Genomic DNA, 26,202 nt, shown 5'->3' with positions numbered 1-26,202 from the left:
AAAAAGGGTGTGGCGATGGGCGATGGGCGACGCGTTGGCGTTCGGCTTCGGGTCGGACGCGGTCAGGCCGTGTGCCGGCCCGCCAGCGCGGCCAGCTGCGCAGCGTCGGGCAGGCGGTGGTGAAACCACAGGTGCGCGCACACGGCCGACATGGCTTCGCCGTCGTGGCCGATGCCTGCGACGGTGTGCAGTTGCCACGCGAACGGCAGGCCCCGGCGCGCCGCCTCGGCCTGGGCCGTTGCGAAGTAGTTGAGCGCGCGCGCATAGCGGTGCGGGCCCTGGCGCAGCGCGGCGGGCTCGGACGGCAGGTGCGGGTCGTGGGTCTCGGTGTCCTGGTCGCCCGCCAGGATCGTGAGCGGGGCAGCGAACAAGCGGGCCAGGCTGTCGGCATCGGCCGGGGTGCCGCTCAGCCCTTCGGGGAAGGGCAGGTCGAGCAGCGGCAGCGTGTACCACCCCGGGTTGCCCGCGGCGACCTGGGTGAACACGCCAGGGGTCAGCACGCTCAGCAGGCGGTGCACGAACTGCCCGCCCGCCGAGTGGCCGAACAGGTAGAGCGGCTGGTCCGCCAGCACCCCGGCGGCTTTCAGGTCGTCCACCAGCCGGGTGACCACGGTGTACGACCAGGCCTCGGGCGCCGTGGTGGGGGCGGTGTCGGCCAGCGCGGCGCGGTCGGTGGTGGCCAGCAGGTTGCCGTTGTTGTAGCTCACCACGTCGGGCCACTGCGCGTCGGAGAACGTGGGCGCGATGATGACCAGGCCGTGCTCCTCGGCGGCGGGAATCCAGAAGTCGCGGTAGTCGTCGCCGTTGCGCATCACGCCGTGCTGCACCAGCACGACGGGGCTCTGGGCGGTGGCGTGCGCGGGCCGGTAGGTGTGGAGGGTGATGGTGCGCGCATCGGGTGTACCGGTCGCAACGCCGTTGCCGTATTCGACCGCGTGGCGGCCCACGCGCAGCACGGCGTCGCGCAGGGTTTGAAGGCGTGGTTCGTGGGGCATGTCAGGTGGGTCAGCTGGGTCGGGTGGATCAGGTGGGGTCAGGCGCGGTCAGGCGGGTTCAAGGGGCCGTGTGGTTCAGGTGGCAGGCCGACCAGTGACCGGGTGCAATGGCTTCCAGCGGCGGCACTTCTTCGCGGCAGCGCGGCATGGCGTGGGGGCAGCGGGGGTGAAAGGTGCAGCCCGATGGCGGGTTCAGCGGCGAGGGGATTTCGCCCTTTATCGGCACGAACACGCGCTTGCGCCGCGCGAGGTCCGGCACCTCGGCCATCAGCGCCTGCGTGTAGGGGTGGTTGGCGCGCGCAAAGATCTCGGCCGTGGTCGACATCTCCACGATCTTGCCCAGGTACATGATGGCCACGCGGTCCGAGATATGCCGCACCACGCCCAGGTCATGGCTGATGAACAGGTAGGTCAGGCCGTGCTGCGCGCGCAGGTCCATGAACAGGTTGATCACCTGCGCCTGGATGGACACATCCAGCGCTGCCACCGGTTCATCGCACACCAGAAACTTCGGCGACACCATCAGCGCCCGGGCAATGCCCACGCGCTGGCGCTGCCCGCCCGAGAGCTGGTGCGGCAGCCGGTCGCGGTACTCGGCGGCCAGGCCCACCTCGGCCAGCGCTTGGTCGATGCGCGCGGGGATCTCGGCTGCGGGCGCGAGCTTGTGCACCTGCAGCGCCTCGCCCAGGATCTGGTGCAGGCGCTGGCGGGGGTTGAGCGAGGCCTGTGGGTCCTGAAACACCATCTGCACGCCCAGCGTGTAGGCCAGCTTGTCGGCGCGGCTCAGGCCCGCCACGTCGGCGCCCTGGTACCGCAGCTCGCCCTCGGTCTGGTGGTGCAGGCCGGCCACCACGCGGCCCAGGGTGGATTTGCCGCAGCCCGACTCGCCCACCAGGCCCAGCACCTCGCCGGGCGCGATGGACAGGCTCACGCCGTTGACGGCGTGCACGGTGCGGGGCACGGGCTGCTTGCGCGCCAGCTCCAGCGCGCGCCCTATCAGGTCCTGGTGTTTGGTAAAGCGCTTGTGGACGTTGCGCAGCTCGATGACGGGAGGCAGGGTCGTACTCATGCGGCAGGGTCCAGGGCAACGAGGGGGGCAAAGCAGCGGTAGGTGCGGCCGCCGGCCACCGTGCGGTCGGGCTCCGCGGTGGCGCACTGGGGCAGGGCCCGGCTGCAGCGCGGTGCAAAGGCGCAGCCTGCGGGGCGGTTGCTCAGCGTGGGCGCCATGCCGCTGATCTGGCGCAGGCGCTCGCCGGGCTGGATGGCGCCGGGCAGCGAATCGAGCAGACCGCGGGTGTACGGGTGCGCCGGGGCGTCCAGCACCTGCGCCACCGGGCCGGACTCCACGATCTTGCCCGCGTACATCACGGCCACCTTGTCGGCCAGCTCGGCGATCACGCCCAGGTCGTGCGTGATCCAGACCAGCGCCGTGCCGTGCGTGCGGCAGATCTCCTGCATGCGGTACAGGATCTGGCCCTGGATGGTCACGTCCAGCGCCGTGGTCGGCTCGTCGCAGATGATCAGCGCGGGCTGGTTGAGCATCGCAATGGCAATCGCCACGCGCTGGCGCATGCCGCCCGAGAACTCGTGCGGGAAGTTGCGCAGGCGCGATGCGGGGGCGGGGATGCCCACCATCTCCAGCGCCTGCACGCAGCGCTGCAGGGCCGCCGCGCGCGAGACCTCGGGGTGGTGCGTCTGGATGGCTTCGAGCATCTGCTCCTCGATGCGCAGCACCGGGTTCAGCGTCATCAGCGGGTCCTGGAAGATCATCGCGATGCGGTTGCCGCGCAACCGGCGCATCTGCTCTTCGGTCAGGCTGCGCAGGTCCTGGCCCTGGAACAGCACTTCGCCGGCGATCACCTCGCCCGGCGGGTCGATCAGCCCGAAGATGGAAAAACCGGTGACCGATTTACCCGATCCGGACTCACCCACCAGGCCCACGATCTCGCCGGGCTGGATGGACAGGTCCACACCGCTCACGGCAGGCCAGGCGCCTTCTTCGGTATGGAAAACGGTGTGCAGGCCACGCACTTCAAGCAACGGCGTTGTCGTCGTCGTGGTCATCATCAACCCCTCGGGTCCAGCGCGGCGCGCAGGCGGTCGGCGATCACGTTGATCGTCAGGATCAACAGCAGCAGCGCCAGGCCCGGGAACATGCTGATCCAGTAGTCGCCCGACAGCAGGTACTGAAAACCGTTGGCGATGAGCAGGCCGAGCGACGGCTCGGTGATGGGCACGCCCACGCCCAGGAACGACAGCGTGGCTTCGAGCACGATGGCATTGGCGATCTGGATGGTGGCGAACACCATCACCGGGCCCAGGCAGTTGGGCAGCAGGTGGCGCAGCATGATGCGCCACGCCGGGAACCCGAGGTTCTGCGCCGCCTCGATGTATTCCTTGCGGCGCTCCTGCAGCGCGCGGCTGCGCATGATGCGCGCGTAGTGCGCCCACTGCACGGTCACGATGGCGATCACCACCTTGTCCACCCCGCGGCCCAGCATGGCCAGCAGCACCAGCGCCACCAGGATGGTCGGAAAGCCCAGGATGAAGTCCACGATGCGCATCAGCACCGTGTCGACAAAACCGCCGATGTAGGCGGCCACCAGGCCGACGAGGCTGCCGATCACCGTGGCCAGCGCCACGGCGGCCAGGCCCACGGTCAGGCTGATGCGCAGGCCGTACAGGATGGCGCTGAGCATGTCGCGCCCCTGGCTGTCGGTGCCCAGCCAGTAGGTCAGGCCGTCCATGCTCTTGGAGCCCGGCGGCATGCGCCCGTCCATCAGGTCCAGGGCCGCCAGGTCATACGGGTTCTGCGGCGCCAGGAACGGCGCCAGCATGACCACCAGCAGCAGCACGATGAGCGCGATCACCGAGCCCTTGACGGACGGGCGGCTGCGCAGATGTTTGAGGATGGCGCGGCGCCGCGGCGTGTCCGACAGCGGTGTCGCGGCGGATGGGGCCGGTGTGTTCGGTGTGATCGACGTCTTCGGCTTGATCGGCGCGACCGGCGTGGGGGGAGATTCTGGAATTGTCATCGTTGTCGGTGCCCGCGGTTATTCCGATTCCTGCAGCTGCACGCGCGGGTCGAGCGCGGCATACAGCATGTCCACCAGCATGTTGATCATCACGAAGATGAAGGTCACGAGCAGCACATAGGCCACGACCACCGGGCGGTCCAGCTGGTAGATGCTGTCGATCAGCAGCTTGCCCATGCCGGGCCAGGCGAACACCGTTTCGGTGATGGTGGAGTAGGCGATCAGCGTGCCGAACTCCATGCCGATCACGGTGACCACCGGGATCAAGATGTTGCGCAGGATGTGGCGCGTCAGGATGCGCCGGGGCTTAAGGCCCTTGGCGCGCGCGAACTTCACGTATTCCTGCGTCTTGGCGTCCACCACGCCCGTGGCCGTGAGCCGCAGCACCAGCGCGATGTTGGCCAGCGCCAGGTTCACGGCCGGCAGCATCACGTGCTTCCACCCGTCGGCCGTCAGCAGCGACAGCGGCACGCCGAACACCGCCACCGTGTCGCCGCGCCCCGCGGCGGGCAGCCATTGCAGCCACACCGCAAAACACAAAATCAGCACCATGCCCTGCCAGAAGCTGGGCAGCGAAAAGCCCAGCACCGAGCCCGCCATCAGCCCGCGCCCGGTGGGCTTGTCGTTCTTGAGGCCGGCGATCAGGCCCAGCGGAATACCCACCACGATGGTCAGCGTGATCGCCACCAGCACCAGCTCCAGCGTGGCCGGAATGCGCTGCACGATCAGCTCGATGGCAGGGATGCCGTGCACGAACGAGGTGCCCAGGTCGCCCTGCAGCGCGCGCACCAGAAAGCTCGTGTACTGCTGCCAGATGGGCAGGTCGAGCCCCAGGCGCTTGATCATCGCCAGGCGGTCGGCCTCGCTGGCCTCGGCGTTGACCAGCAGCTCGATGGGATCGCCCACGGCATACACCGCAAAGAACACCACCAGCGACACGGCCAGCAAGACAAAAAGGCTCTGCATGAGCCTTCGCAGGATGAAGATGAGCACTCAGGCACCCCCTCGCGAAATGGATGGAAGCCTCGGCTCAGTGGCACTGCGCCTGCCGCTGGGCAGGGTGAAGAAGGGGGCTTTGGGCATGGCTGGCCTGTGACGACGTGGCTGGGCGCGGCATTGCGCGAGGAGGGCGCGACGTGGCGCTGAAGGAAAAATAAAAATACGGAGTGCTCTAGGAGCCTGTCGGACTTGGAAATCGTCGGCTGCAAATTGACCGCAGCGGTCCATTTTTTACCGTCTTTTTGCCGCATAGCCAGGCTATGAGGCTGCAAATCCGGCAAAAACTGTCCTCGCTGGGGCCAATTTTCGCTTCGACGCTCCAAGTCCGACAGGCTCCTAGGCGCACCCCGTATCGTTCACTGACCCGCGACGGCTTACTTGGGCTTGACCGAGGTGGCCAGCGTGTACTGGTCGCGGCGGCCTTCGTAGCTCAGGCCCTTCTTGAAGGCCCAGATGCTGCTTTCAAAGTGCAGCGGGATCAGCGCCACGTTGTCGAGCGCGAACTTGGTCGCGGCTTCCAGGCCGGCCTTGCGCTTGGCGGGGTCCACCAGGTCGGCAGCCGGCAGGTACAGCTTGTCGAACTCGGGGTTGTAGTTGGCGCCGTAGTTGCTGGTGCCCTGGCCCTTGGGCGCATCCAGCGATGCCACCCACAACTGGAACAACGCCGATGCCTCGCCCGTTTCCGCAGGCCAGCCGCCCATGGGCAGGCTGAACTCGCGCTTGGCGCGCTTGGGGAAGTAGATCGATGCCGTCATCGCATCCACGTTGGTCTTGATGCCGATGCGCGTGAAGTACTGCGCCACCGACTGGGCCACCTGGGCGTCGTTCACGTAGCGGTCGTTGGTGGACGACAGCGTCAGCTCGAAGCCATTGGGGTAGCCGGCTTCGGCCAGCAGCTTCTTGGCGCCTTCGGGGTCGAACTTGATCTCGGGGGCCTGGGGCAGCGCGCCGAACATGCCGTCGGGCATGTACTGGTAGGCGGGCGTGGCCATGCCGTCCATGATGCGCTGCACGATGGCCTTGCGGTCGATGGCCATGTTCATGGCCCGGCGCACGCGCACATCCTGCAGCGGGTTCTTGCCGTCCGCGGCCTTCACCTGCGGGCTGGGGTTGCGGCCGATGTCGGGCTGCAGGAAGACGAGGCGCGTCGACGGCGTGGCGACGAAGTCGAACTTGGCGTTGTCCTTCACACGGGTCAGGTCGCGCGCGGCGGGGTTTTCGATCACGTCGTAGTCGCCCGACAGCAGGCCCGTCAGGCGCGGGCCTGCGCTGGGCACGGGCACCATCCTCACGGTCTTCCAGTGCGGCTTCTCGCCCCAGTAGGCATCGTTGCGCTCCAGCTGGATGCCGGTGCCCTTGACGTAGGATTTCATCAAATACGGGCCGGTGCCGATGGCCGTCTTGCCGGTGTTGAAGTCGGTCACGGTGGGCCAGGCACCGGTCACGCCGCAGCCCGTCTTGGGGGCGAAAGCGAGCTTGCCGCTTTGCGCAATGCCGCTCCACACGATGGGCAGCGACCGCGCCATTTCAGCGGGCAGCAGCGGCAGCGGGGCCACGGTCTTGATGATGACGGTCAGGTCATCGGGCGTCTTCACATCGGTGATGCGCTTGGTGGTGTCGGTGTACGACTCCGAGACATTGGTCTCGTTGTTCAGCGTGCGGCAGATGGTGAACAGCACGTCCTTGGACGTGAACGGCTTGCCGTTGGAGAACTTGACCCCGGGGCGCAGTTTGAACTCCCACGTCAGGTCGTCCAGGTTCTTCCACGACGTGGCCAGCGAGGGCACCAGCTCCATCTTGGCGTTGCGCGCCACGAGCGAGTCGTACACGTGCGCCGAAAAGGCATCGTTCGCCGTCATCTTGTGATAGTGCGGGTCGGCCGCCGTCGGCTCTGCGGCCAACGCGATGGTGAGCGACTGCGCGTGCACCACGCCCACCGCACACACCGACACTGCCACACCACCCGCCAGGGCGGACACGGTCTTTCGGATGCCTACATTCATTTTCGGATTCCTTTTTTATCAACCACTCGATGAAACACACGCAGCGAACCGGCCGTGGGGCCCGCGTTCGCTATGTATGCATATTATCGGTTCATCCATGGGCAGAACCCCACTCGGGTATTCCGCAGTGCGCGTGCGCGCAGTCGCCTGCCGGGGCGTGGGCAACATGGCGCTGCCTGGGTGGAATGCTATGTATTCAATAGCATGTGGTGCATGCGGGACAGGCGGTGGAGGTCATCCGGGCGTCCCGCATGCGCGCAACGTGGCACGCTGGCGACCGGCTCACGCACCGATGAGCCAGTAACATCCCCCTGCCCACAACCCGCCCCTGCAGGGGCCCAACGGAGACAACAACAATGTTCAGTCATGTGATGGTCGGCGTGAACGACCTGGAAGTGTCCAAGAAGTTTTACGACGCGCTGCTGGGCACGCTCGGTGTGCCGCCCGGCGTGGCCAACAAGAACCGCTACTTCTACCGCGGCCCCAACGGCACCTTCGCCATTTCCACCCCCATCAACGGCGAGCCCGCCACGCAGGGCAATGGCGCCACCATCGGCTTTGCGGTGCAGTCGCCCGAGCAGGCCGACGCGTTCCACGCAGCGGGCGTGGCCCACGGCGGCACGACGTGCGAAGACCCGCCAGGCTTTCGCGAAGGCCCGTCGGGCGCGCTGTACCTGGCCTACCTGCGCGACCCGGACGGCAACAAGCTGTGCGCGCTGCACCGCCCGCCCAAGCCTGCGGCGGCTTGACGGCGTCGTTGCTTCTTCTTCTTCATCCTCACGCCGCGGTGCGGGCCGGGGGCCGGCGCACGGCCCGCACCTTGCCGCTGCCGCCGCCACCGCAGTAGAACAGCCCCGCCCCGTCGGACTCGAGCCCGCTCACGCTCACGCCCACGCCGGGCGGCAGGTCCAGCTGCTGCAGCACCGCGCCGCTGGCAGGGTCGATGTGGCGCAGGGTGCTTTCGTCGCCCTCCCAGGTGCCGTGCCACAGCTCGCCGTCCACCCAGGTTACGCCGGTGACGAAGCGGTTGGATTCGATGGTGCGGCGGATGGCCCCCGTGGCGGGGTCGATCTGGTGGATCTTGCGGTCGCGGTACTGGCCCACCCACAGGCTGCCTTCGGCCCAGGTCAGGCCCGAGTCGTTGCCGCCGCCCGGGGCCGCGATGGTGGCCAGCACCTGGCCCGTGGCCGGGTCGATCTTGTCGATGCGGGACTCGGCGATCTGATAGATGTGCGTGCCGTCGAAGGCGGTGCCTGCGTCGCACACCACGTCGAGCGTGCGCGCGGTGGTGCCGCTGGCGGGGTCGAACGCCACCAGGTGCTCGCCCGTGGCGGCCCACACACGGTGGCCGTCGTGCGTCACGCCGTGGACCGCGCTCGCGGTACCGAACGGCCCGTACTCGCGCACCACCTCGGCCGGCTGGCGCGCGGCGATGGGGATTTGCAGTTGCGATGGCGGGGTGCCGCCGGGCTGGCTGCTGCAGGCGGTGTCCGCGGTGGTGGTGGGGTTGGGGGTGGGGGTGGCGTGGGGTGTCGCGGTGGTCATGGCGGTAGCTCCTGGGTGGGTGCCCGTTGCAGGGGTTGCTGGGGCGGTGCGGCCACTTTAGGCAAACGGCTGCGCAGCAGGGAGTAACAAGATCGTCGTGAATCCCACCAGCGGCGCGGCCAGCCAGCGCCGCGCCCGTGCCTGCCCGATGGCGCGCACGCGCCCGGCGGATTCCAGGTCGGCCAGCGCGCGCTGCACGGTGCGCTGGCTGTCGCCCAGGGCCAGCGCCAGGGCCGATGTGGACCAGGTCGCGCCATCCGCCAGCAGCGCCACCAGCGCGCCCTGCTCGCCCTCCACCGGCGGTGCCAGCACTGCCACGTCGCGCCCGCCCAGCGGCCGCAGCACAAAGCCGCGCGGCGTGGCCTGCACACCGGCCAGCGGCGCCATCAGCGCGCGCAGGCGGCCGATTTCCACGCGCAGCCGGGCGCGGTGGGTGTCGTCGGGGTGGCGCGTGCGGAACACGGTGGCAATCAAGGCGTCGCGGTCCGCATCGCCGGGCCACGCCTCGGCCAGCGCGCGCACCAGCGCAAACAGCACCGGGCGGCGCGCCAGCGGCTGCCAGGTGTCGCCTGCGCGCACGCCGTGGCGGCAGGCGTCCACCACCATCAGCGTGGGGGATGCCAGCAGCGCCGCCACGTCGTCCAGCCGCAGCATCTGCTCGGTGCCGTGGGCCAGGCGGCGTGCGGCAGGCTGGTGGAGCAGCGCGTGGGCCTGCGCCACCTCGGCCAGCAGGGCAGGCACCCCCGACTGCGCCGCGGCCTGTTGCGCGCGCTGCAGGGCCGTGCGTGCCGCGCCGATGTGCAGCGAGCGCAGCGCCAGTTCCGCGGCGGCCAGCTCGGCCACGGCGACCAGCGACGGGGGCCGGCGCGTGGCCGGGTCGGCGGCCTGGGCGCTTTCCAGCGCAGCCGATGCCGCGTCCAGTTGGCCGAGCAAGATCAGCTTGCGCGCCGCCACCAGCCGGGCCTGCAGCGCGTTGGCCGTGTCGCCGTGGGCCTGCAGCAGGGCGGCGGCCGTCAGCAGCGCGTGGGTGGGCCCGCCCAGGTCGCGCAGGGCCAGGGCCACCTCGGCCTCGGCCACCACACAGCGCGCGCGGGCCACGGGCTCGTGCGCGCCAAAGCCGCGTGCAGCGCGGCGCAGCAGTTCGCGGGCGCGTGGGTGCTCGCCCAGCTGGGCCATGGCAATGCCGCGCAGTGCCAGGGCCGATGGGTCGTCGCGCAGTGCCACGCGCTGCAACGCGGCGAGGGCATCGCCTGCGGCCAGCGCGCGGGCCGCGGCGGAGATCAGCGAATCCATGGCGACAGCCTAACGCAGCGTGCCGCCGCGAGGGTGTGTGGCAGCCCGTGGGGGATACTTGGCGCCTTCGCGCTGCCGCCCGCCGGGTGGTGCGCACCACCCCCAGACACGAGGACCCGCCTTTGAAATCCGCCAGCGCCACCACTTTTGACGAGGCCTACTACCAGCGTTTCTACTTCGACAAAAAGACCAGCGTGGTGGACCCGGCGCACATGGAGCGGCTGGGCACGTTTGTGTGCAGCTACCTCAAGTACCTGCGGGTGCCGGTGCAGCGCGTGCTGGACGTGGGCTGCGGCATCGGGCTGTGGAAGGGCATCGTGGCGCAGCACTTTCCGCAGGCCAGCTACCAGGGCGTGGAGATCAGCAGCTACCTGTGCGAGCGCTTCGGGTGGGAGCAGGGTTCGGTGGTGGACTACGCGGCGGACAAGCCGTTCGACCTCGTCATCTGCCAGGGCGTGCTGCCCTACCTGAGCCCGCCGGACCTCAAGGCCGCGCTGCACAACCTGGGCCGCCTCTCCCAAGGCGCGCTGTATGTGGAGGCGGTATCGCGCGAGGACTACGAGCGCGACATCATCGACGAGGACCTGACCGACAACCGCGTGTTCCGCCACCGTGCCGATCTGTACCGCCGCGGCCTGCAAGAGGGCGCGATCGAGCTGGGCGGCGGCGTGTGGCTCAGCCGCAAAGCCGAGCTGCCGCTGTTTGCGCTGGAGCAATCGGGTGGGTAGTAGCGAGGCGCCAGGCACGGCCCTGCCGGCCAGCGTGGCGCCCCACGCCGTCTCCCGCCTGCGCACCGAGCGCCTGGCCCGCAGCGCCAAGCCCTTCCTCGCGCGCGGCGGCCCCAAGGGCGTGCGCTGCGCCGGCTGCCGGCTGGTGCCCAGCCACTGCATGTGCGCGCTGAGCCCCGAGGTGCCCACGCGCGCGGGCATGTGCCTGCTGATGGCCGACATCGAGCCGCTCAAGCCCAGCAACACCGGATGGCTTATCGCCGACGTGGTGGCCGACACGTTTGCGTTTGGCTGGGCGCGCACCGAGGTGCACCCCGGCCTGCTGGCGCTGCTGGCCGATCCGCAGTGGCAGCCCTACGTGGTGTTCCCCGGCGAGTTCGTGGCGCCGGAGCGCGTGGTCACGGAGGTCGCTCCATCGAATGGCAAGCGCCCGCTGTTCGTGCTGCTGGACGCCACCTGGCCCGAGGCGCGCAAGATGTTCCGCAAAAGCCCCTACCTCGACCACCTGCCCGTGCTCAGCCTGCAGCCCGAGCAGCTGTCGCGCTACCACCTGCGCCGCTCCACGCGCATGGACCACTTCTGCACGTCCGAGGTGGGCGCGCTGTGCCTGGAGCTGGCCGGCGAGCCACACGCCGCGCACACGCTGGAGGCCTACCTGGACGTGTTCACCGACCACTACCTGCAGGCCAAGCACCAGCTGCCGGTGGACGCCAGCGATGCCGTGCACCAGCGGCTCATGGGCCTGCGCAGCGCGCGCTGAAAAAGTACCCGCGCCACCAGCGCGGCCCGGCAGGCGGCGCCACACGGGCAAAATGCACCGATGAAAGCACCCCCCCGCCTGCAGTCCCTCGTTGAAGAAGGCCTGATCGACACCGTGGTCCGCCAGCTCATGAGCGGCAAGGAGGCCATGGTCTACGTGGTGCGCTGCGGCGACGAAACCCGCTGCGCCAAGATCTACAAAGAGGCCAACAACCGCAGCTTTCGGCAGGCGGTCGATTACACCGAGAACCGCAAGGTCAAGAACTCGCGCTCGGCCCGCGCCATGGCCAAGGGCAGCAAGTTCGGCCGGCAAGAGCAGGAGGCCGCGTGGCAAAGCGCCGAGGTCGATGCGCTGTACCGCCTGGCCGCCGCGGGCGTGCGGGTGCCGCAGCCCTACAACTTTCACGACGGCGTGCTGCTGATGGAGCTGGTGACCGACGCCAACGGCGACGCAGCCCCCCGCCTGAACGACGTGAGCTTCACGCCCGAAGATGCCCGCGCCCACCACGCCACGCTGGTGGCCGAGGTGGTGCGCATGCTGTGTGCGGGCGTGGTGCACGGCGATTTGTCGGAGTTCAACATCTTGCTGGCGCACCTGCCCGGCGAAGACGGCCAGCCCGCGGCGGACGGCCCCGTCATCATCGACCTGCCCCAGGCGGTGGACGCTGCCGGCAACAACCACGCCCAGCGCATGCTGCTGCGCGACGTGGCCAACCTGCGCGATTTCTTCGGCCAGTTCGCGCCCGAGCTGCGCACCACCCAGTACGGCCCCGAGATCTGGAGCCTGTACCAGGGCGGTCTGCTGACCAACGAGACGCCGCTCACCGGTCGCTACGCGCCTCAGCACGTCGATGTGGACATGCAGGCCGTGCTGCGCGAGATCGACGATGCGCGCGACGAAGACGCGGCGCGCAGGCTGCGCATGGCCGCAGGCTGAGACGCCGCGTTCAACGCGCCGTGGTCGCGCCAGCCGGGCCTGCGCTACCTGCCGACGCTTGGTGCCGCTGCGAACCCGCGGCTCAGGTAGCGCGAGCCGCGCAGCCCGAACCGCCAGGGCACATCGACCGCCTTGGAGATGCCGATGCGCGGGCCGGTCACCACGTCGTTGGGCGGCATGCCTGCGGCAGCCACCGCATCGGGCTCCAGCAGCGCGAACGGCGGCAGGTGCAGCGGCTGGCCGTTGAAGCTGGCGTCGATGCCCAGCGCCTGTGCCAGGCGCCCCGGACCCGCGCACAGCAGGCGCACATCCTGCAGCCCGCGCCGTGCCTGCTGCGTGTCGATGCCATGGGTGGGTTCCAGCGCGCGCAGCAGCACCCCGGCGCCGTGCCCGGCCTCGCGGCACACGGTGTTGACGCACCAATGCAGGCCGTACGAGCGGTACACATACGCGCAACCCGGTGGACCGAACATGGCCGCATTGCGCGTTGTGGGGCCGCCAAAGGTGTGCGACGCCGCATCCGTCTGGTCGTACGCCTCGGTCTCCACGATGCGCCCGCCCACGCCGTCCACCAGCAGCGTGACGCCGATCAGGCGGCGCGCCACCTCGTGTGCGGGCGCTGAAAAGTCGATGGTGGCCAGCACCAGTGGTGGGTTGGGCGAAGGCGCTGCAGCAGGCGGTGCGGTGGTTGAAAAGGGGCGAGGCATGTGGGCGATCCTGGTGGCTTGAATTGAACGCGGTGCATCGGTGGATCGGTCGGTGGACAGGCAGTGGCGGGTGATTCGGTGAGTGGTCAGCGAAGGGCAAGGTGGCCGCGTGGAGCGTGACCAAGGCCATGTGCACAAGTGCACAAGTGCTGTGTTGTCCTGCCCAGGTACGAGCCATGACGCAACCGATTGCCACCCCAAACACTAGCGAACCGCACGCGGCGCAGGCGCGGTGACGCGGCCTGTCGTGCTGTGCGCCATGGCCTACGCGCGCTGCTGTTGCGGCCGTGTGCAGTGCATGCAGCCCACTAATGCACAATCGCGCGCTTTTCCATGCGACCCACAGGCCCTGTGCGTGCCGCCCGCCATGCGCTTCGCGCTAGGTCGCTGATCCAATCGTCACCATATGCCCTCCCTCCTCATCCGCCACTTCCGCACGGGCGACGAAACCGCACTGCGCGCCGTGTTTCACGCGTCGGTGCACGGCCTGGCCTGCAAGCACTATTGCGCCGAACAGCTCGTAGCCTGGGCGCCGCTGGAGCACGACGCCGCGCAGTGGGCCCAGCGCATGCAGGCCGACCAGCCCTTCGTCGCACAGGCCAGCGACGGTGGCGCCATCGCCGGGTTTGCGGACCTGCAGGCCGACGGCACCATCGACATGTTCTTCGTGGCCCCGGCGTTTGCGGGCCAGGGCGTGGCGCGGGCGCTGATGGCCCACATCCATGCGCAGGCGGTGGAGCGTGGCATCAACCGATTGCACGCCCATGTGAGCCTGACCGCCGAGCCGTTTTTTGCCGCACAGGGCTTTGTGGTGCAGGCGCGCCAGCAGGTGGAGCGCGCGGGCGTGGTGCTGCACAACGCGCGCATGGACAAGGCGCTGGTGGTGGGGATGGGTGGTCACTCCTGATTCGATAGCTGGTGGCGCTTTATCATCGTGCGCTCAAGGCCAATTTGGCTTGAAGCCTGCCCGCCCTGCCGGGCCCCCGTGTTCGCCGGTGCCTTACAGTAGCCGCCCCGCAGCACGCAAACCACCCCCACACCACAGCCCCCAGGCTGCCCCACCCATGACCAAAGACCTGGCCCGACAGAACGATCTCAAACCCATGGCCCTGTGCGAGCCGTGCCAGGGCATCCAGCGCAACTGGCGCAAGGCCCCCGGCCACGCCGAGCTGGTGCAGCGCGGCAACCGCAAGGAAGAGCGCGACCACGGCACCGTCACCATCACCCGCTATGTGTGCGACCGCTGCGGCACCGCGTGGGAGTATGAGAACGACAAGACTGATCAGAAGGTCGGCTGGTCGGTGGTGGGGCGCTAAGAGCGGCTCACAAAACTCTTCTGGCGTCGTTGCAGCGTCTTGTCGTACTACTCGTACTGCCTGCGACGCAGCGCCCAGCCAGAACCGCTTCGCTGAATTTTGTAATCCGCATCCAAGATGCTGGCAGATCGTTAGCTATTGAAATAATAGCTGGCAGCGCTTGATGGATAAGCGCTAGCGGCCTAAATGGCCTGCATTCTCGGCCGCAATGCCCCGAAACTGATCCGACACCCGCGCATCCACCGCCGCTGCGCGCCAGAACGCCAGCGCCAGGCCCCGCGCATCGGCCCACTCGCCCAGCGTGGCCGCGGTGGGTTGCAGGGGGCGGCTGGCAAAGTCGCGCGGCACCAGCTCGCCACCCACCGGGGCGTACAGCATGGGCAGCATGTCGTAGGTAGGGGACAGCGCCCAGTCGTCATCCTGCAGCACCAGCGAGATGTTGCCGTAGTGCCGGTCGGTGTTGGCGATGAGCTGGCCGTAGGCCTCCAGCAGGCGCAGGGTGCGGGCGTCGGCGGGGGTCAGCAGGTGGCGCGCGGCCATGCGGTTGGCGGTGGCGGCCCAGTTGTCGATATCGCCCACGTATTCGGCGTTGTAGACCTGCAGCGACACCATGCCGATGCGGCCGCCCAGGCTGTCGGCGCCCGGCCCCGCCAGCGGCGTGCGGTCAAAACGCTCCGATTCCAGGAACACGCGCCCCGCGTCCATGAACAGCTGCGTGGGCGCCGCCGGCAGCCCGGCCTGCGCCAGGGTCTGCAGTGCCAGGTGCTCGCACACCAGCAGGTCGCGCAGGCGCTGGTCGGCGGGCGCGTTGCCGGCGGGCGAGAACTTGACGATCACGTGTCGCCCCGCGGTGATGGTGCAGAACTTCGGCTGCTCGCCGCCCGCTGACGAGCCGGGGTGGGTGCCGCGCATGGCCTGCTCGGCCAGCGCGGGGTAGGCCGCGGCGGAGTCCACCCGCGAGGCGCGTGCTGGCAGCGTGTGAAAGCGCTGGAACGCGGCCTCGCCCATGATGAGGTTGCCCGGCAGGTCGTCGCCATACAGCGTCATGGCGCGCAGCACGTCGTCGTCGCTCCAGTGGCCCGGGTCGTGGCCCAGCTGCAGCTTGGGGTGGGCGTGCGCAAAGGTGCGGCCCATGAAGCCCTGGGGCCGCATGTCGTCCAGAAACCAGGGCAGGCCGTCGTGCCGCGCGCTCACACCGTCGGCTTCGTCCACCCAGAAGGCGCCGCCCTCCAGCGGCACCATGCGTGCAAACGGAGACGGGCGGCCGTGCGCGTCGATGCGCATCACCAGCACTTCGTTGCCCACGTTGGGCACGGTGCGCGGCAGCACATAGCGCTGCGACCGTGCCGCGCCCACCTTTTGCACCTGGCCCGCGTGGATCAGCGGCGCAAGCGCCCGCGACACGGTGGGCTGGCTCACGCCCAGCAGTTCCTGCAGCTCGGCGCTGGTGAGCACGCCGCCCTGGCGGCGCAGGGCGGTCAGGGCTCTGGAGGTAAGTTCTGGTGGGCGGGCCATGAATGATTATATGAATGGATAGATTTCGTTGAAAATCCAATGAATTCAATGGTTTGTATGCATTTATGAATAGATAAATTAGCACGCAGGCCATGCAGAAGTGGCACGATGGCGGTGAATCACCCGGCACCTTTTCATCGCCGGTGTGTCCGACAGCCCTTCAAGAGAGAACCAGCCATGCTGCACCGCCGACGATTTCTGACCACCGCCTCCCGCAGCCTGGCCCTGGGCGGCGCCGCGGTGTTGACGCTGGCGGGGCATGCCGCGTGGGCCCAGCCCAGCTACACCGTGCCGCTGTCGCAGCTGCAGGAGATGACGGCCACCAAGTTCCCGCGCAGCGTGCCGGTGCAGGGCCTGTTCGACCTGACCCTGCAGGCGCCGCGGCTGCGCCTGCTGCCCGAGGTGAACCGCGTCGGCGCCACCATGTCGGTGGACGCGGCCGGCGCTGCACTGCGGCGCAGCCACGCGGGTACCTTCGATGTGGAGTTTGCGCTGCGCTACGAGGCCAGCGACCGCACGCTGCGGGCGCACCAGATCAAGCTGGGCAAACTGGATTTCCCCACGCTCAAGCCGGCGGTCAACGAACTGCTCAACGCCTACGGCCCGGTGCTGGCCGAGCAGTCGCTGGGCGAAGTCACGCTGCACCAGCTGCGCCCGCAAGACACCGCCATGTTCGACGGCATGGGCCTGCAGCCGGGGGCCATCACGGTGACGGCCAAGGGGCTCACGGTGGCGTTCGTGAACAAGCAGCCTTGACGCCCTGGGGCGCTGCTGCCATCAACCACCACCGCAGCGCCCTGCCTGACTCCCTCTCCCCCCGCGGGAGAGGGCCGGGGAGAGGGGGCTTTTGCGGGGGAGCGCGGCGCTTGTCCCTCCTTAGGCCAGGAAGGGCGGATTCAACGCCCCGCCTTGCTACTTCCGCTCCGCCGCCACCCGCCGCTGCGCCGCTGCAAACGCATGCTGGCGAATCCACTGCAGCGCCTGGCCGCGTTGCCCGCTTTCGGCCGACACGGTGGACGTGGTGGCCACCACCAGGTCCATCGGCGGATACACCCAGATGAACTGTCCGCCAAACCCGCTGGCCATGAAGGTGGGGCGCGGCGCCTTGCCGGGTACCACCCACCACAGGTAGCCGTACGACAGCCCCACCGGCGGGCCGCCGGTGCTCTGCACCTGCACTGAGGCATCGGCGAACGCCTCGGGCACCAGCGGCTTGCCGTCCCACTGGCCGTGCTGCAGGTACAGCTGGCCGAGCTTGGCCATGTCCTGGGTGCGCAGGTGCACGATGCTGCCCTGGTAGCGCGGCGCGGCCCACCCCATGGGGCCGACCAGTTGCTGGTGCGCATAGTCGGGCAGGGGCATGCCGGTGGCTTTCTCCAGCACGGCGGCCAGCAGCGGCGTCACGGAGTTGTCGTAGGCGAAGGCCTGGCCCGGGTCTGCCGCCAGCGGCCTGGCCCACGCCTCGCGCGCGGGCAGCGGCGGTGCGTTGCCGGACCGGGTGCGCGGGTCGCTGGGCAGCGAAAAGCCCGCCGTCAGTGTCAGCAGGTGCCGCAGCGTGATGGTGCCGGCGCGCGGGTCGGTGTTCAGGGGCGCCCACTCGGGCACCAGGTCCACCACGCGCTGGTCCACGCTGGCAATGCGGCCCTGCGCGATGGCCGTGCCCAGCAGGGCCGACAGTGCGCTCTTGGAGGCCGACTGCGTGTCGCGCAGCTTGTCCGGCTCGCCATCGCGGTAGAAGCGGTACACCACGCGGCCGCGCAGCACCACCACGGCGCTGTCGACATCGGCAAACTGGGGCGTGGCCAGCGTGGCCTGCACGCCCTCGAACGCCGCGGCATCCAGCGTCTGCTCCTCGGGGGTGGAGTCTTCGCGCCAGGGTGTCCCGGGCGATTGCGCCTGCGCCTGCGCGGCAGGCCCGGCCAGACACGCCAGCAGGCCGACGGTGATGCCGATCGAGCGAATGGGCCAGCGACGAGTGCGCATGCAGACTCCTTCATCAAGCGGTGGGCGGACGGTGCGTTCGCGCAGTGTAGAAGCGCAGACCTTTGCGGCAGCCAAAGGCGGCGCGCTGTGCCGCGCGCCCACGCGGTCGTGCGTTGAAGTGAGCCGGACCCGGGGAGCTATCGCTCAGTGGCCCGCCACAGCCCTGCGCAGCGCTGCGCGCGCCAGCAGCCGCGTCGAATCCAGCGTGGGCAGGGCCGAGTTCGCGTCGCTGAGGATGAGCGGGATCTCGGTGCAGCCCAGTACCACCGCGTCGCAGCCCTCGTCGCGCTGCATGCGCGCGATGACCTGCTGAAACGTCGCCACCGACGGCGCGCGGATCACGCCGGGCACCAGCTCGTCCATGATGATGCGGTTGATCTCGGTGCGCTCTGCCTCGGCGGGCCGCACGCAGGCGATGCCTTGCGCGGACAGGGCATCGGGGTACACGCTGCTGTCCACCAGCCAACGCGTGCCCGTCAGTGCCAGGCGTTGGTAGCCCCGCGCTGCCGCTTCGGCCGCCACCACTTCGGCGATGTGCAACCACGGCAGCGGCGAGCGCGGCTGCACCAGCGCAAACGCCTGGTGGATGGTGTTGTCCGGGCAGATCAGAAAGTCCGCGCCTGCGCGTGCCAGCTTGTGGGCCGATGCGAGCATCAGGTCGGCCACGCCCTGCAGGTCGCCGCGGTCCAGGCAGTCCACATAGTCGGCCAGCGAGGGCGTGTGCATCGACACCTCGGGGTGCGCGTGCGCACGGCCCATCAGCGCCGCGCCTTCGGTGCACAGAGTGCGGTAGCACAGGGCCGCGCCTTCGGCGGAACAGCCCACGATGCCGATGTGCAGCGGCCGGCACTGGGCGGGCAAGGTGTCACGGGAAGGGCTTGTGGTGTGCGTGGCAGCGGTCATGCAAAGAGGCGGTGCGGGACGAAAACCCCATGATGCCAGCCCCGCCTCCCACGCCACCATGCGCCCGTGTCTGGCATGGGGCAGCTGGCCCGCTGCGCATTCTGGCCGGATGACGCTGTCGACCACATCCCCCGTTGCCTGCGCGCCCCACCAGCGCCAGCCTGCATCCTCTGCATCCCCCGAAAGCCTGGGCGACATCCTCGACCGGTTCGACGAGCTGGCGCAGCAGGACGCCCGGGTGTCGGTGGCGGACCTGGTCGATGCCGTGGGCACGCGCAGCTACGGCCCTTTTCTGGTGGTGCCCGCGCTGATCGAGCTGTCGCCCGTGGGCGGTGTGCCCGGCGTGCCCACGGCCCTGGCGGCCGTGGTGGTGCTGTTTGCCGCGCAAATGCTGTTGGGGCGGCGCAGGCTGTGGATTCCGGGCTGGATAGCGCGCCGCAGCCTGAGTGCGCAGCGGCTGGCACGCCTGGTGACCGCGGTGCGCCCGATGGCACAGCGCCTGGACCGCTGGTTCCATGGCCGCCTGCGTGCGCTGACCTCCGGCGTGGGCATGCGCGTGGCAGCGCTGGCCTGCATCGGGCTGGCACTGATGGTGCCGCCGCTCGAACTGTTCCCGTTCGCCAGCTCGGCCCCGATGGGCGCCATCGCGCTCATCGGCCTGGCCCTGCTGGTGCGCGATGGCGTGCTGATGGTGGTGGCGTCGGCGCTGACCTGCGGCGCGGTGTGGATGGTGGTGTCGATGGTGCTCTGACGATCCGATGGGCTGATGGCCCGGCGTCGCCCTTCACCCGGCCAGCATCCGGCCAGCACCCAGCATCAGGTACACAGCACCTCAATCGCCCCGCACGCGCTGCGCAAAGCCCCGCTGCGCGAACTGCTCCACGATGAAGTCCACGAACACCCGGGTGCGCGCGGGCAGCAGCTTCTTGCTGGGGTAGTAAAGCGACGTGGGGCCCGAGTCGGCCCACCAGCCGGGCAGCACGCGCACCAGGTCGCCGCGCGCGAGCCAGGGCTGCGCAAACGGCATGGGCAGCACGGCCATGCCCAGGCCCATCATCGCGGCCTGGCACATGGCCTCGGGGTCGTCGAAGACGATGCGCGGGCGCAGCTCGGCGGGTGCCACATCGCCTGCCTTGTTGCGCAGCGTGGTCACCTGCACGCGCCCGGTGCGGATGGTGCGGCGCGCAATGCCGTCCCAGCGCGCGAGGTCCGCCGGGTGGCGCGGCGCCCGCCGGCCCCGCAGCAGCGCGGGCGCGGCCACCACCACCAGGTGGATCTGCCCCAGCGTGCGCGCCACCATGTCGGGGTTCAGGTTGAGGCCGCCGCCAATGCCCGCGTCGAACCCCTCGCCGATCAGGTCGACCTGCCGGTTCTCGAAGCGCCAGTCCGGCTGGATGGCCGGGTAGCGCTGCAAGAACTCATCGAGCAGCGGCACCAGGTAGGCCCGTCCGAACGCCAGGCCCATGCTGACCTTGAGCGTGCCCGCCGGCTGCCCGTCGGCCTCGGCCGCGTGTGCCACCGCGTCCGCCAGCGTGCCCAGCGGCTCGCTGATCTGCGCCAGCAGCCGCTGCCCGCCCTCGGTCAGCGCCAGGCGCCGCGTGCTGCGCTGGAACAGCCGCACCCCCAGGCCGTCTTCGAGCCGCGCCACGTTCTTGCTCACGGCCGCAGGCGTCAGGCCCATGTGCCGCGCGGCGGCCGAGAAGCTGCCGGACTCGGCGGATTTGACGAAGGATTCGAGGTGGCTCAGGGGCTGCATGGTGGGGCTCGGTGTGGCACGCCATTTTCAACCAGCGGTTGAAATAAATACAGCCGATTCATGGCTACCGCAGGTGCAATGGTTTGCCGACACTGCAGATTTTTCGCTGCTTCCTCAGCCGCTCTTTGCAACCCCCTGATTCCTCGGAGAACACCATGATCAGCACCTCTACCCCTGCGTCGTCCGTGCAGCCTTCATCGTCCCCCGCATCCACCGCAGGCGTCCTGGCCGGCAAGGTGGCGTTCGTCACCGGCGGCTCGCGCGGCATCGGCGCGGCCATCGTGCGGCGCCTGGCGCGCGACGGCGCTGCGGTGGCCTTCACCTACAGCAGCTCCGAGGCACCGGCCCAGGCCGTGGCCGCAGCGGTCGAAGCCGCCGGTGGCCGTGCGCTGGCCTTGCGCGCCGACAGCACCGATGCCGCGGCCCTCACAGCGGCCATCGATACCGCTGCGCGCACGCTGGGCCGCATCGACATCCTGGTCAACAGCGCGGGCGTGGCGGTGGCGGGCGAGATCGACAGCTTCTCGCTGGCCGACTTCGACCACACGGTGAACGTGAACGTGCGCGCCGTGTTCGTCGCCACGCAGGCCGCCGTGCGCCACATGGGGCAGGGCGGCGCCTATGGCCGCGTGATCACCATCGGCAGCACCAACTCGGACCGCATTCCATGGGCGGGCTTCAGCGTGTACGGCATGAGCAAGGCCGCCATCGTGGGGCTGACCAAGGGCCTGGCGCGCGACCTGGGCCCGCGCGGCATCACCGTGAACAACGTGCAGCCCGGGCCGGTGAATACCGACATGAACCCGGCTGACGGCCCACTGGCCGGCAACATGCATTCGATGATGGCGCTGGACCGCCACGCGCACCCCGACGAGATCGCGGGCATGGTGGCCTACCTGGCGGGGCCCGAGTCGGGCATGGTCACGGGCGCCAGCCTGCTCATCGACGGCGGCTTCGCGGCCTGACTCGCCGCTGCATCGCCCGGTGTGCCACCGTCACTGCGCCGGCTTGCGTGCGCGGGGCTTTTTCTGAACGGCAGGGCCGTGGGCCGCCAGCTCTTGCTGCGTGAGGGTGTAGGCCGGGTTGCCCGCCACCATCTCCACCGCCAGGTCGATGAAGGCCCGCACCCGCGCGGGCAGCGCGGTGCGGCTGCCGTAGTACGCGTACAGCGCCAGGTGCTGCGCCACGTGCTGGGGCAGCAGCGGCACCAGCTGGCCGCTGCGCACCAGCGGCGCCGCGGTGACGCCCACCAGCTGGCCCACCGCGTGGCCGCCCACCACGGCGCGCGCCTCGACCTCGATGTCGTTGGTGCAAAACGCGGGATGCACCGTGCGCGCCACGATGTCGTCGCCCACCTGGAACTCCCACGGCATGGGCTTGCCGGTGGACGGGTGCCTAAACCCGCTGCAGCGGTGCTGCGCCAGGTCGTCGATGCTGGCGGGCGCGCCGTGGCGGGCGATGTAGGCAGGCGCGGCGCACACGATGAGCTGCAGGGTGATCAGCCGCCGCGCGACCACGCCGCCCTCAGGCGGGTAGCCCGAGCGAAAGCCCACGTCCACGCGGTCTTCCACCCAGTTGCCGATGCGGTCGTCCAGCTGCACATCGGGCTCCACCCGCGGGTGGCGGCGGCAGAACTCGTGCAGCACCGGCCAGATCACCTCCAGCACGATGGAGCGCGGCGCCGCAATGCGCAGCGGCCCGGCCATCTCCTCGCGCCCGCGCCGGGCGCCCTGCACCGCGTGCTGCAGCGTGGTCAGGCCCGGCTGCGCCGACGCCAGAAACTGCCGGCCCTCCTCGGTCAGGCTCAGGCTGCGCGTGGTGCGGTGGAACAGCCGCACGCCCAGGTGCGACTCCAGCTGCACCAGCAACTGGCTGGCCGCCTGGGGCGTGATGCCCTGCGTGGCGGCGGCCTGGCGCAGGCTGCCCAGCTCGGCGGCCTTGGCGAAGTTGGCGATGGCGCGCAGTTCATTGATGGCCATGGTGGGCAGGCATTGTGCCGTTCGGGTGCGGGGTGAGTGTGTGGTGGATTGGCAAGCACTGCTTGCGAATGAATCCAGAGATTATGGGCTAGTCGCGTGGCAATGACGTGCCTAGAGTTCACGGCCATGGGCACCGCCCATTGCTCAACACCACCTCCAGGACCTGCCATGACTTCCACCACAGCCACCACCACCCATTCCTCGTATCCCCGCGTCTGGATGATCACCGGCGCCTCGCGCGGCATCGGCGCGCGCATTGCCGAGGCCGCGCTGGCCCAGGGCGATGCCGTCGTCGCCACATCGCGCAGCGCCGCATCGGTCGAACAGCGCCTGGGCGCCCGCGACGCGCTGCTGCCCCTGGCGCTGGACGTGACCGACGAAGCCCAGGCGCAGGCCGCCGTGCAGCGCGCGCTGGCGCACTTCGGCCGCATCGACGTGCTGGTCAACAACGCAGGCTACGGCCTGCTGGGCGCGGTCGAAGAAGCCACGGCCGACGAGGTGCGCCGCCTGTACGACACCAATGTGTTCGGCCTGCTGCACGTGACCCGCGCGGTGCTGCCCGCCCTGCGTGCACGCCGCGCCGGGCACGTGGTCAACATCTCGTCGCTGGGCGGCGTGCAGTCGGCCGCGGGGTTCGGCGTGTACTGCTCGACCAAGTTCGCGGTCGAAGGGTTGACCGAGGCCCTGCACGCCGAGCTGGCGCCGCTGGGCATCCACGCCACGGTGGTGGAGCCCGGGTACTTTCGCACCGAGTTCCTGGACGGCAGCTCGCTGGCCGTGTCGCCCCAGGTGATGGACGACTACGCCATGAGCGCCGGCGCCGTGCGCGAGGCCGCGCGCCGCATCAACCTGAACCAGCCCGGCGACCCGGTGCGCCTGGCCCAGGCCATCATGCAACTGGTGGCCAGCCCCACGCCCCCGCTGCGCCTGCCGCTGGGCACGGACACGCTGCAGACCATTGCCGACAAGCACGCGTTCGTCGAGCGCGAAACCGCGCAGTGGCGGGCGGTGGCGGCGTCCACGGACTTTCCGGCAGAGACGGCATTGCGCGCGGCTTGACGCAGGCCGCATGCACGGCGCGGGCTGGGCGGCGTGCGCCCAGCCCGCCGCATCGGGTGGGGGTTCTGGCAACCGTCCTACAGCGGCGCGGCAGCGCGTGGATTACAACCGGACATCGTTGTTGTCCATGCCCTGCCGACACACCGGCCGGCGCTGATCCCCCTTCTGCCATGGCATCTCCATCCCCCGCTACTTCCAACGCCTTCCGTACCGCCAGCGCCCGGGTGGCGCCGGTGGTGGTCATCACCGGTGCCTCCAGCGGCATCGGCCACGCCACCGCGCTGGCCTTCGCCCGCCGCGGCGCGCGCCTGGTGCTGGCGGCCCGCAACCCCGACACCCTGGCCCCCGTGGCCATGGCCTGCCGCGAGGCCGGCGCCAACACCGCGCTGGGCGTGCCCACCGACGTGACCGACCCCGACGCAGTGGCCCAACTGGCCGATACCGCGCTGCGCCACCATGGCCGCATCGACGTGTGGATCAACGGCGTGGGCGTGGGAGCGGTGGGCCGGTTCGACGAGACACCGGTGGCATCGCACCGCCGCGTGCTGGAGGCCAATCTGCTGGGGCACCTGCACGGCGCACATGCAGCGCTGCGCCACTTCCGCGAGCGCGGCGAGGGCACGCTGATCAACATGATTTCTGCGGGCGGCTGGATCCCGTCGCCCTATGCGGCCGCGTACACGGCCAGCAAGTTCGGGTTGCGCGGCCTGTCCGAGGCGCTGCGCGCCGAGGTGTCCGACCTGCCCGGGGTGCACGTGTGCGATGTGGCGCCCACCTTCGTCGATTCGCCGGGCCTGTCGCACGGCGCCAACTACACCGGGCGCAACCTGCAGCCGCGCATTCCGCTGCTGGACCCACGCCGCGTGGCCGACGCCATCGTGGCGCTGGTCGACCGCCCCCGGGCTGTCACCTGGCTCGGCGCTGCCGCCGTGCCGGGGCGCGTGGCCCACACGCTGGCGCCGGAGCGCCTGGGTGCGGTGATGCGCTGGGTGACCGAGCGCGCCCTGGGCAGCGCGCGCGCCGTGCCGTCCGGTGACGGCAACCTGTTCGAGCCCTCGCGCGGCACCGCCATCGACGGCGGCCAGCGCCGTGCGCAGCGCAACAGCCTGGGCCTGGTGGCCGCGATGGGCATCGCAGGCGTGGCCCTGGGCGCGTGGGCGGGCCGCCGCCGCTGATCTGTCTGAACGGGCTTGCGGCACCGCAGCCCGAGATAGCGCCGAGGCTGCCCAGGCGCAGCGAACCGGGCGACAGCGAACATGCGCAGAGCACGTGCGCTACACGGGCCGCGAGAACTCCATCACCCAGTTCACCTCCCACGTCGCGCCACCGTCACCTGAAAACGCCTGCTGCCAGCGGGGCGTCGGTGTGCCGGTTTGCGTCCATTCAAAGCGCACCTGCACGGGGCGCCCGTCCAGCAGCTCCTGGCCTTCAAAAATACCCACGCCGTTGTCGAAGCCGCCCACCACGGGCGGCATCAGTAGGCCCGTGGCCGCATCGAGCCCGCCGGTGGCGTTGTCCAGCCAGTAGATGCTCCAGCGCTGCGCGGCGGGGCTGAACACCCGCAGCGTCATGCCCACGAAGCCGGGCTTCCAGGCCAGGGGCATAAAGTCGTCGCAGTTGCCGATGCCACCGGGCAAGGGCCGCGCATGGCCGGTGGCGTCGAACACCTCCCAGTCGTTGCAGCCCGCCAGGCGCCGCACCAGCCGCGTGTTGCGGATGCGCCAGGGGCCCATGAGGAAATCAAAGTCGCGCGCGGCGCTGGGTGCCACGGTGGGCGAGGGGATGGTGATGAGGTGGGGTGTCATGGCCATGGTGGTGCTCCTGTGGGGGCTTCAGGCGTGCAACGCGCTGCGCGCGGTGGGCTGCAGGCGCAGGGTCTCGCTCGGGCGCGACAACCAGGGCGCCAAGCCCGGCGCCACACCGCGCTCCCAGGCGCCGCTGGTGGCAAACGACTGCGCCGCCGATTCGCTGCCAAACAGCGCCAGTGCCAGCAGCACGTGTTCGCCTTCGCGCACCGGCAGGCGCGGAAAGGTGTTGGGGCTGGTCTCGGTGCAGTACCACGCCACCTGCCGCGCGCCGCTGCGCTGCAGCAGGGGCGCCATGCGGTGGCGGCAAAAGTCCAGCAGCGCAGGCGTCGCGGCCTCGTGCAGGTGGAACACCGTGGCCGCCAGCAGGCCGGGGGCTGCGCCGCTGGCAGCGGCGGCACCCGGTGCGGGGCGCGGGTGCTGGGGCAATGCCGCCGCGGCACCGGGCCAGGCGGGGCGCAGCAGCAGCACGTTGTCCGAGTCGATCATGGTGGCGTTGGCGGCGCTGCGGTGCGCCGCCCAGGTGGGCCCGCCGTAGAAGGCTTCGAGCGCCTGGCGCCGGGCCTGCATGCTGGCAAAGCCGCGCAGCCACACGAACAGGTCGGGCCGGTCCAGGTCGCGGAACTGGCCCAGCACGCGCATGCCCTGGGCCTCCTGCGTCTCCACAAACTCGCGGTCGAACAGGTCGATGAGCACCTCGCGCTGTTGCGGGTGCAGCGTGTACTGGCGCAGCTCGACGACGGCGCATGCGTCGGCAGCGATGGGGGCAGAGGGTGCTGCTGCGGTTGCCGTGGTTGTGACGTCGGCGGTGCCTGACGGCGGGGCGGTGAGGGTGTCTTCACACATGTGGGCTCCTGGGGCGATGGGGTGTGGAATCGAGCAGGA

The 26,202-nt window shown here is 69.9% G+C and carries 27 protein-coding genes; 11 read left to right on the top strand and 16 right to left on the bottom strand.

From position 1 onward, the window contains the following. Positions 1 to 62: 62 nt before the first annotated feature. From ASF16_RS19120 to ASF16_RS19095, 6 genes are all read right to left on the bottom strand, one after another. Positions 63 to 995 carry a hydrolase gene (locus ASF16_RS19120; protein ID WP_056171098.1) on the bottom strand — a complete coding sequence of 311 codons (933 nt, stop codon included), beginning with the start codon at positions 993 to 995 and terminating at the stop codon, positions 63 to 65. A 58-nt stretch (positions 996 to 1,053) separates the two neighbouring features. Next, the gene (locus tag ASF16_RS19115; RefSeq protein ID WP_056171096.1) at positions 1,054 to 2,064 is read right to left on the bottom strand and encodes an ABC transporter ATP-binding protein; all 1,011 of its coding nucleotides are present in this window, start codon (positions 2,062 to 2,064) and stop codon (positions 1,054 to 1,056) included. After that, positions 2,061 to 3,059 (bottom strand): ABC transporter ATP-binding protein, encoded by a 999-nt coding sequence (locus ASF16_RS19110; protein WP_056171092.1) that lies wholly within the window; start codon positions 3,057 to 3,059, stop codon positions 2,061 to 2,063. Before ASF16_RS19110 ends, ASF16_RS19115 begins: the two co-directional genes overlap by 4 nt. A gap of 2 nt (positions 3,060 to 3,061) precedes the next feature. Then, positions 3,062 to 4,030, bottom strand: coding sequence for an ABC transporter permease (locus ASF16_RS19105; RefSeq protein ID WP_082517036.1), 969 nt, complete (start codon positions 4,028 to 4,030; stop codon positions 3,062 to 3,064). 18 nt (positions 4,031 to 4,048) lie between these two features. Beyond that, entirely contained in the window at positions 4,049 to 5,023 is a 975-nt protein-coding gene (locus tag ASF16_RS19100; RefSeq protein ID WP_056171089.1) for an ABC transporter permease, read from the bottom strand. Positions 5,024 to 5,403: 380 nt separating this feature from the next. After that, positions 5,404 to 7,032, bottom strand: a complete 1,629-nt coding sequence (locus ASF16_RS19095) for an ABC transporter substrate-binding protein (RefSeq protein ID WP_056171086.1) — start codon at positions 7,030 to 7,032, stop codon at positions 5,404 to 5,406. 356 nt (positions 7,033 to 7,388) lie between these two features. Between ASF16_RS19095 and ASF16_RS19090 the strand changes: the two genes are divergently transcribed. Further along, on the top strand, positions 7,389 to 7,781 hold the full coding sequence (locus ASF16_RS19090; RefSeq protein WP_056171083.1) for a VOC family protein: 393 nt from the start codon (positions 7,389 to 7,391) through the stop codon (positions 7,779 to 7,781). Between the two features lie 28 nt (positions 7,782 to 7,809). Here the strand turns inward: ASF16_RS19090 and ASF16_RS19085 are convergent, their stop codons facing one another. Both ASF16_RS19085 and ASF16_RS19080 read right to left on the bottom strand, forming a co-directional pair. After that, positions 7,810 to 8,577, bottom strand: a complete 768-nt coding sequence (locus ASF16_RS19085) for a PQQ-binding-like beta-propeller repeat protein (RefSeq protein ID WP_156372138.1) — start codon at positions 8,575 to 8,577, stop codon at positions 7,810 to 7,812. Between the two features lie 57 nt (positions 8,578 to 8,634). Beyond that, on the bottom strand, positions 8,635 to 9,870 hold the full coding sequence (locus tag ASF16_RS19080; protein WP_056171081.1) for a hypothetical protein: 1,236 nt from the start codon (positions 9,868 to 9,870) through the stop codon (positions 8,635 to 8,637). A 122-nt stretch (positions 9,871 to 9,992) separates the two neighbouring features. On the opposite strand from ASF16_RS19080, the gene ASF16_RS19075 reads away from it, so the two are divergent. The 3 genes from ASF16_RS19075 to ASF16_RS19065 are packed head-to-tail and all read left to right on the top strand — an operon-like array spanning position 9,993 to position 12,294. Then, positions 9,993 to 10,598, top strand: a complete 606-nt coding sequence (locus ASF16_RS19075; protein ID WP_056171694.1) for a class I SAM-dependent methyltransferase — start codon at positions 9,993 to 9,995, stop codon at positions 10,596 to 10,598. After that, positions 10,591 to 11,358, top strand: a complete 768-nt coding sequence (locus ASF16_RS19070; RefSeq protein ID WP_235507440.1) for a tRNA-uridine aminocarboxypropyltransferase — start codon at positions 10,591 to 10,593, stop codon at positions 11,356 to 11,358. Before ASF16_RS19075 ends, ASF16_RS19070 begins: the two co-directional genes overlap by 8 nt. 60 nt (positions 11,359 to 11,418) lie before the next feature. Beyond that, the gene (locus ASF16_RS19065; protein WP_056171078.1) at positions 11,419 to 12,294 is read left to right on the top strand and encodes a PA4780 family RIO1-like protein kinase; all 876 of its coding nucleotides are present in this window, start codon (positions 11,419 to 11,421) and stop codon (positions 12,292 to 12,294) included. 44 nt (positions 12,295 to 12,338) lie between these two features. Here ASF16_RS19065 and ASF16_RS19060 read toward each other — a convergent pair whose 3' ends face one another. Further along, positions 12,339 to 13,001 (bottom strand): DNA-3-methyladenine glycosylase, encoded by a 663-nt coding sequence (locus tag ASF16_RS19060; protein WP_082517035.1) that lies wholly within the window; start codon positions 12,999 to 13,001, stop codon positions 12,339 to 12,341. A gap of 406 nt (positions 13,002 to 13,407) precedes the next feature. Between ASF16_RS19060 and ASF16_RS19055 the strand changes: the two genes are divergently transcribed. Together ASF16_RS19055 and ASF16_RS19050 are read left to right on the top strand one after the other, a co-directional pair. Further along, on the top strand, positions 13,408 to 13,908 hold the full coding sequence (locus tag ASF16_RS19055) for a GNAT family N-acetyltransferase (protein ID WP_056171074.1): 501 nt from the start codon (positions 13,408 to 13,410) through the stop codon (positions 13,906 to 13,908). A gap of 157 nt (positions 13,909 to 14,065) precedes the next feature. Beyond that, the gene (locus tag ASF16_RS19050) at positions 14,066 to 14,317 is read left to right on the top strand and encodes a hypothetical protein (protein ID WP_056171071.1); all 252 of its coding nucleotides are present in this window, start codon (positions 14,066 to 14,068) and stop codon (positions 14,315 to 14,317) included. Between the two features lie 174 nt (positions 14,318 to 14,491). Here the strand turns inward: ASF16_RS19050 and yjjJ are convergent, their stop codons facing one another. Further along, on the bottom strand, positions 14,492 to 15,832 hold the full coding sequence (gene yjjJ, locus ASF16_RS19045; RefSeq protein WP_056171068.1) for a type II toxin-antitoxin system HipA family toxin YjjJ: 1,341 nt from the start codon (positions 15,830 to 15,832) through the stop codon (positions 14,492 to 14,494). A gap of 177 nt (positions 15,833 to 16,009) precedes the next feature. On the opposite strand from yjjJ, the gene ASF16_RS19040 reads away from it, so the two are divergent. Further along, positions 16,010 to 16,588: a hypothetical protein gene (locus ASF16_RS19040; protein WP_056171065.1), complete on the top strand. Its 579-nt coding sequence runs from the start codon at positions 16,010 to 16,012 to the stop codon at positions 16,586 to 16,588. Positions 16,589 to 16,744: 156 nt separating this feature from the next. Here ASF16_RS19040 and ASF16_RS19035 read toward each other — a convergent pair whose 3' ends face one another. Both ASF16_RS19035 and ASF16_RS19030 read right to left on the bottom strand, forming a co-directional pair. Beyond that, positions 16,745 to 17,815: a serine hydrolase gene (locus ASF16_RS19035; RefSeq protein WP_056171062.1), complete on the bottom strand. Its 1,071-nt coding sequence runs from the start codon at positions 17,813 to 17,815 to the stop codon at positions 16,745 to 16,747. Positions 17,816 to 17,959: 144 nt separating this feature from the next. Beyond that, positions 17,960 to 18,718, bottom strand: coding sequence for an aspartate/glutamate racemase family protein (locus ASF16_RS19030; protein ID WP_056171059.1), 759 nt, complete (start codon positions 18,716 to 18,718; stop codon positions 17,960 to 17,962). Between the two features lie 109 nt (positions 18,719 to 18,827). Here ASF16_RS19030 and ASF16_RS19025 point away from each other — a divergent pair, with 109 nt between their 5' ends. After that, positions 18,828 to 19,469: an exopolysaccharide biosynthesis protein gene (locus ASF16_RS19025; RefSeq protein WP_082517034.1), complete on the top strand. Its 642-nt coding sequence runs from the start codon at positions 18,828 to 18,830 to the stop codon at positions 19,467 to 19,469. 81 nt (positions 19,470 to 19,550) lie between these two features. Here ASF16_RS19025 and ASF16_RS19020 read toward each other — a convergent pair whose 3' ends face one another. Next, positions 19,551 to 20,474 (bottom strand): LysR family transcriptional regulator, encoded by a 924-nt coding sequence (locus ASF16_RS19020; protein ID WP_056171057.1) that lies wholly within the window; start codon positions 20,472 to 20,474, stop codon positions 19,551 to 19,553. 155 nt (positions 20,475 to 20,629) lie between these two features. On the opposite strand from ASF16_RS19020, the gene ASF16_RS19015 reads away from it, so the two are divergent. Then, positions 20,630 to 21,439: an SDR family oxidoreductase gene (locus ASF16_RS19015; RefSeq protein ID WP_056171053.1), complete on the top strand. Its 810-nt coding sequence runs from the start codon at positions 20,630 to 20,632 to the stop codon at positions 21,437 to 21,439. Between the two features lie 30 nt (positions 21,440 to 21,469). Here ASF16_RS19015 and ASF16_RS19010 read toward each other — a convergent pair whose 3' ends face one another. Further along, positions 21,470 to 22,453 carry a LysR family transcriptional regulator gene (locus tag ASF16_RS19010; protein WP_056171050.1) on the bottom strand — a complete coding sequence of 328 codons (984 nt, stop codon included), beginning with the start codon at positions 22,451 to 22,453 and terminating at the stop codon, positions 21,470 to 21,472. A gap of 168 nt (positions 22,454 to 22,621) precedes the next feature. Here ASF16_RS19010 and ASF16_RS19005 point away from each other — a divergent pair, with 168 nt between their 5' ends. Both ASF16_RS19005 and ASF16_RS19000 read left to right on the top strand, forming a co-directional pair. Further along, positions 22,622 to 23,512: an oxidoreductase gene (locus ASF16_RS19005; RefSeq protein WP_056171047.1), complete on the top strand. Its 891-nt coding sequence runs from the start codon at positions 22,622 to 22,624 to the stop codon at positions 23,510 to 23,512. A gap of 170 nt (positions 23,513 to 23,682) precedes the next feature. Further along, a complete protein-coding gene (locus ASF16_RS19000; RefSeq protein ID WP_056171044.1) occupies positions 23,683 to 24,687 on the top strand; it encodes an SDR family oxidoreductase in 1,005 nt (334 codons plus the stop codon). Positions 24,688 to 24,786: 99 nt separating this feature from the next. Here the strand turns inward: ASF16_RS19000 and ASF16_RS18995 are convergent, their stop codons facing one another. Both ASF16_RS18995 and ASF16_RS18990 read right to left on the bottom strand, forming a co-directional pair. Then, complete coding sequence (locus ASF16_RS18995) at positions 24,787 to 25,323, bottom strand: hypothetical protein (protein WP_056171041.1); 537 nt, start codon at positions 25,321 to 25,323, stop codon at positions 24,787 to 24,789. Positions 25,324 to 25,344: 21 nt separating this feature from the next. Further along, positions 25,345 to 26,163 carry an NIPSNAP family protein gene (locus tag ASF16_RS18990; protein ID WP_082517033.1) on the bottom strand — a complete coding sequence of 273 codons (819 nt, stop codon included), beginning with the start codon at positions 26,161 to 26,163 and terminating at the stop codon, positions 25,345 to 25,347. Positions 26,164 to 26,202 lie beyond the last annotated feature (39 nt).

The sequence above is a fragment of the Acidovorax sp. Leaf78 genome (genome assembly GCF_001422735.1).
In the GTDB taxonomy this organism is placed as follows: domain Bacteria; phylum Pseudomonadota; class Gammaproteobacteria; order Burkholderiales; family Burkholderiaceae_C; genus Acidovorax.
Note: the sequence above shows the minus strand (reverse complement) of the source record. Positions and strands in the feature narration are given on the sequence as shown.

What these genes read in the sequence shown, in the direction of transcription:
- ASF16_RS19120 (WP_056171098.1), bottom strand. Translation starts at nt 995, where the DNA reads ATGCCCCACGAACCACGCCTTCAAACCCTGCGCGACGCCGTGCTGCGC.
- ASF16_RS19115 (WP_056171096.1), bottom strand. Translation starts at nt 2,064, where the DNA reads ATGAGTACGACCCTGCCTCCCGTCATCGAGCTGCGCAACGTCCACAAG.
- ASF16_RS19110 (WP_056171092.1), bottom strand. Translation starts at nt 3,059, where the DNA reads ATGACCACGACGACGACAACGCCGTTGCTTGAAGTGCGTGGCCTGCAC.
- ASF16_RS19105 (WP_082517036.1), bottom strand. Translation starts at nt 4,030, where the DNA reads ATGACAATTCCAGAATCTCCCCCCACGCCGGTCGCGCCGATCAAGCCG.
- ASF16_RS19095 (WP_056171086.1), bottom strand. Translation starts at nt 7,032, where the DNA reads ATGAATGTAGGCATCCGAAAGACCGTGTCCGCCCTGGCGGGTGGTGTG.
- ASF16_RS19090 (WP_056171083.1), top strand. Translation starts at nt 7,389, where the DNA reads ATGTTCAGTCATGTGATGGTCGGCGTGAACGACCTGGAAGTGTCCAAG.
- ASF16_RS19085 (WP_156372138.1), bottom strand. Translation starts at nt 8,577, where the DNA reads ATGACCACCGCGACACCCCACGCCACCCCCACCCCCAACCCCACCACC.
- ASF16_RS19080 (WP_056171081.1), bottom strand. Translation starts at nt 9,870, where the DNA reads ATGGATTCGCTGATCTCCGCCGCGGCCCGCGCGCTGGCCGCAGGCGAT.
- ASF16_RS19065 (WP_056171078.1), top strand. Translation starts at nt 11,419, where the DNA reads ATGAAAGCACCCCCCCGCCTGCAGTCCCTCGTTGAAGAAGGCCTGATC.
- ASF16_RS19060 (WP_082517035.1), bottom strand. Translation starts at nt 13,001, where the DNA reads ATGCCTCGCCCCTTTTCAACCACCGCACCGCCTGCTGCAGCGCCTTCG.
- ASF16_RS19055 (WP_056171074.1), top strand. Translation starts at nt 13,408, where the DNA reads ATGCCCTCCCTCCTCATCCGCCACTTCCGCACGGGCGACGAAACCGCA.
- ASF16_RS19050 (WP_056171071.1), top strand. Translation starts at nt 14,066, where the DNA reads ATGACCAAAGACCTGGCCCGACAGAACGATCTCAAACCCATGGCCCTG.
- yjjJ (WP_056171068.1), bottom strand. Translation starts at nt 15,832, where the DNA reads ATGGCCCGCCCACCAGAACTTACCTCCAGAGCCCTGACCGCCCTGCGC.
- ASF16_RS19040 (WP_056171065.1), top strand. Translation starts at nt 16,010, where the DNA reads ATGCTGCACCGCCGACGATTTCTGACCACCGCCTCCCGCAGCCTGGCC.
- ASF16_RS19035 (WP_056171062.1), bottom strand. Translation starts at nt 17,815, where the DNA reads ATGCGCACTCGTCGCTGGCCCATTCGCTCGATCGGCATCACCGTCGGC.
- ASF16_RS19030 (WP_056171059.1), bottom strand. Translation starts at nt 18,718, where the DNA reads ATGACCGCTGCCACGCACACCACAAGCCCTTCCCGTGACACCTTGCCC.
- ASF16_RS19025 (WP_082517034.1), top strand. Translation starts at nt 18,828, where the DNA reads ATGACGCTGTCGACCACATCCCCCGTTGCCTGCGCGCCCCACCAGCGC.
- ASF16_RS19020 (WP_056171057.1), bottom strand. Translation starts at nt 20,474, where the DNA reads ATGCAGCCCCTGAGCCACCTCGAATCCTTCGTCAAATCCGCCGAGTCC.
- ASF16_RS19015 (WP_056171053.1), top strand. Translation starts at nt 20,630, where the DNA reads ATGATCAGCACCTCTACCCCTGCGTCGTCCGTGCAGCCTTCATCGTCC.
- ASF16_RS19010 (WP_056171050.1), bottom strand. Translation starts at nt 22,453, where the DNA reads ATGGCCATCAATGAACTGCGCGCCATCGCCAACTTCGCCAAGGCCGCC.
- ASF16_RS19005 (WP_056171047.1), top strand. Translation starts at nt 22,622, where the DNA reads ATGACTTCCACCACAGCCACCACCACCCATTCCTCGTATCCCCGCGTC.
- ASF16_RS19000 (WP_056171044.1), top strand. Translation starts at nt 23,683, where the DNA reads ATGGCATCTCCATCCCCCGCTACTTCCAACGCCTTCCGTACCGCCAGC.
- ASF16_RS18995 (WP_056171041.1), bottom strand. Translation starts at nt 25,323, where the DNA reads ATGGCCATGACACCCCACCTCATCACCATCCCCTCGCCCACCGTGGCA.
- ASF16_RS18990 (WP_082517033.1), bottom strand. Translation starts at nt 26,163, where the DNA reads ATGTGTGAAGACACCCTCACCGCCCCGCCGTCAGGCACCGCCGACGTC.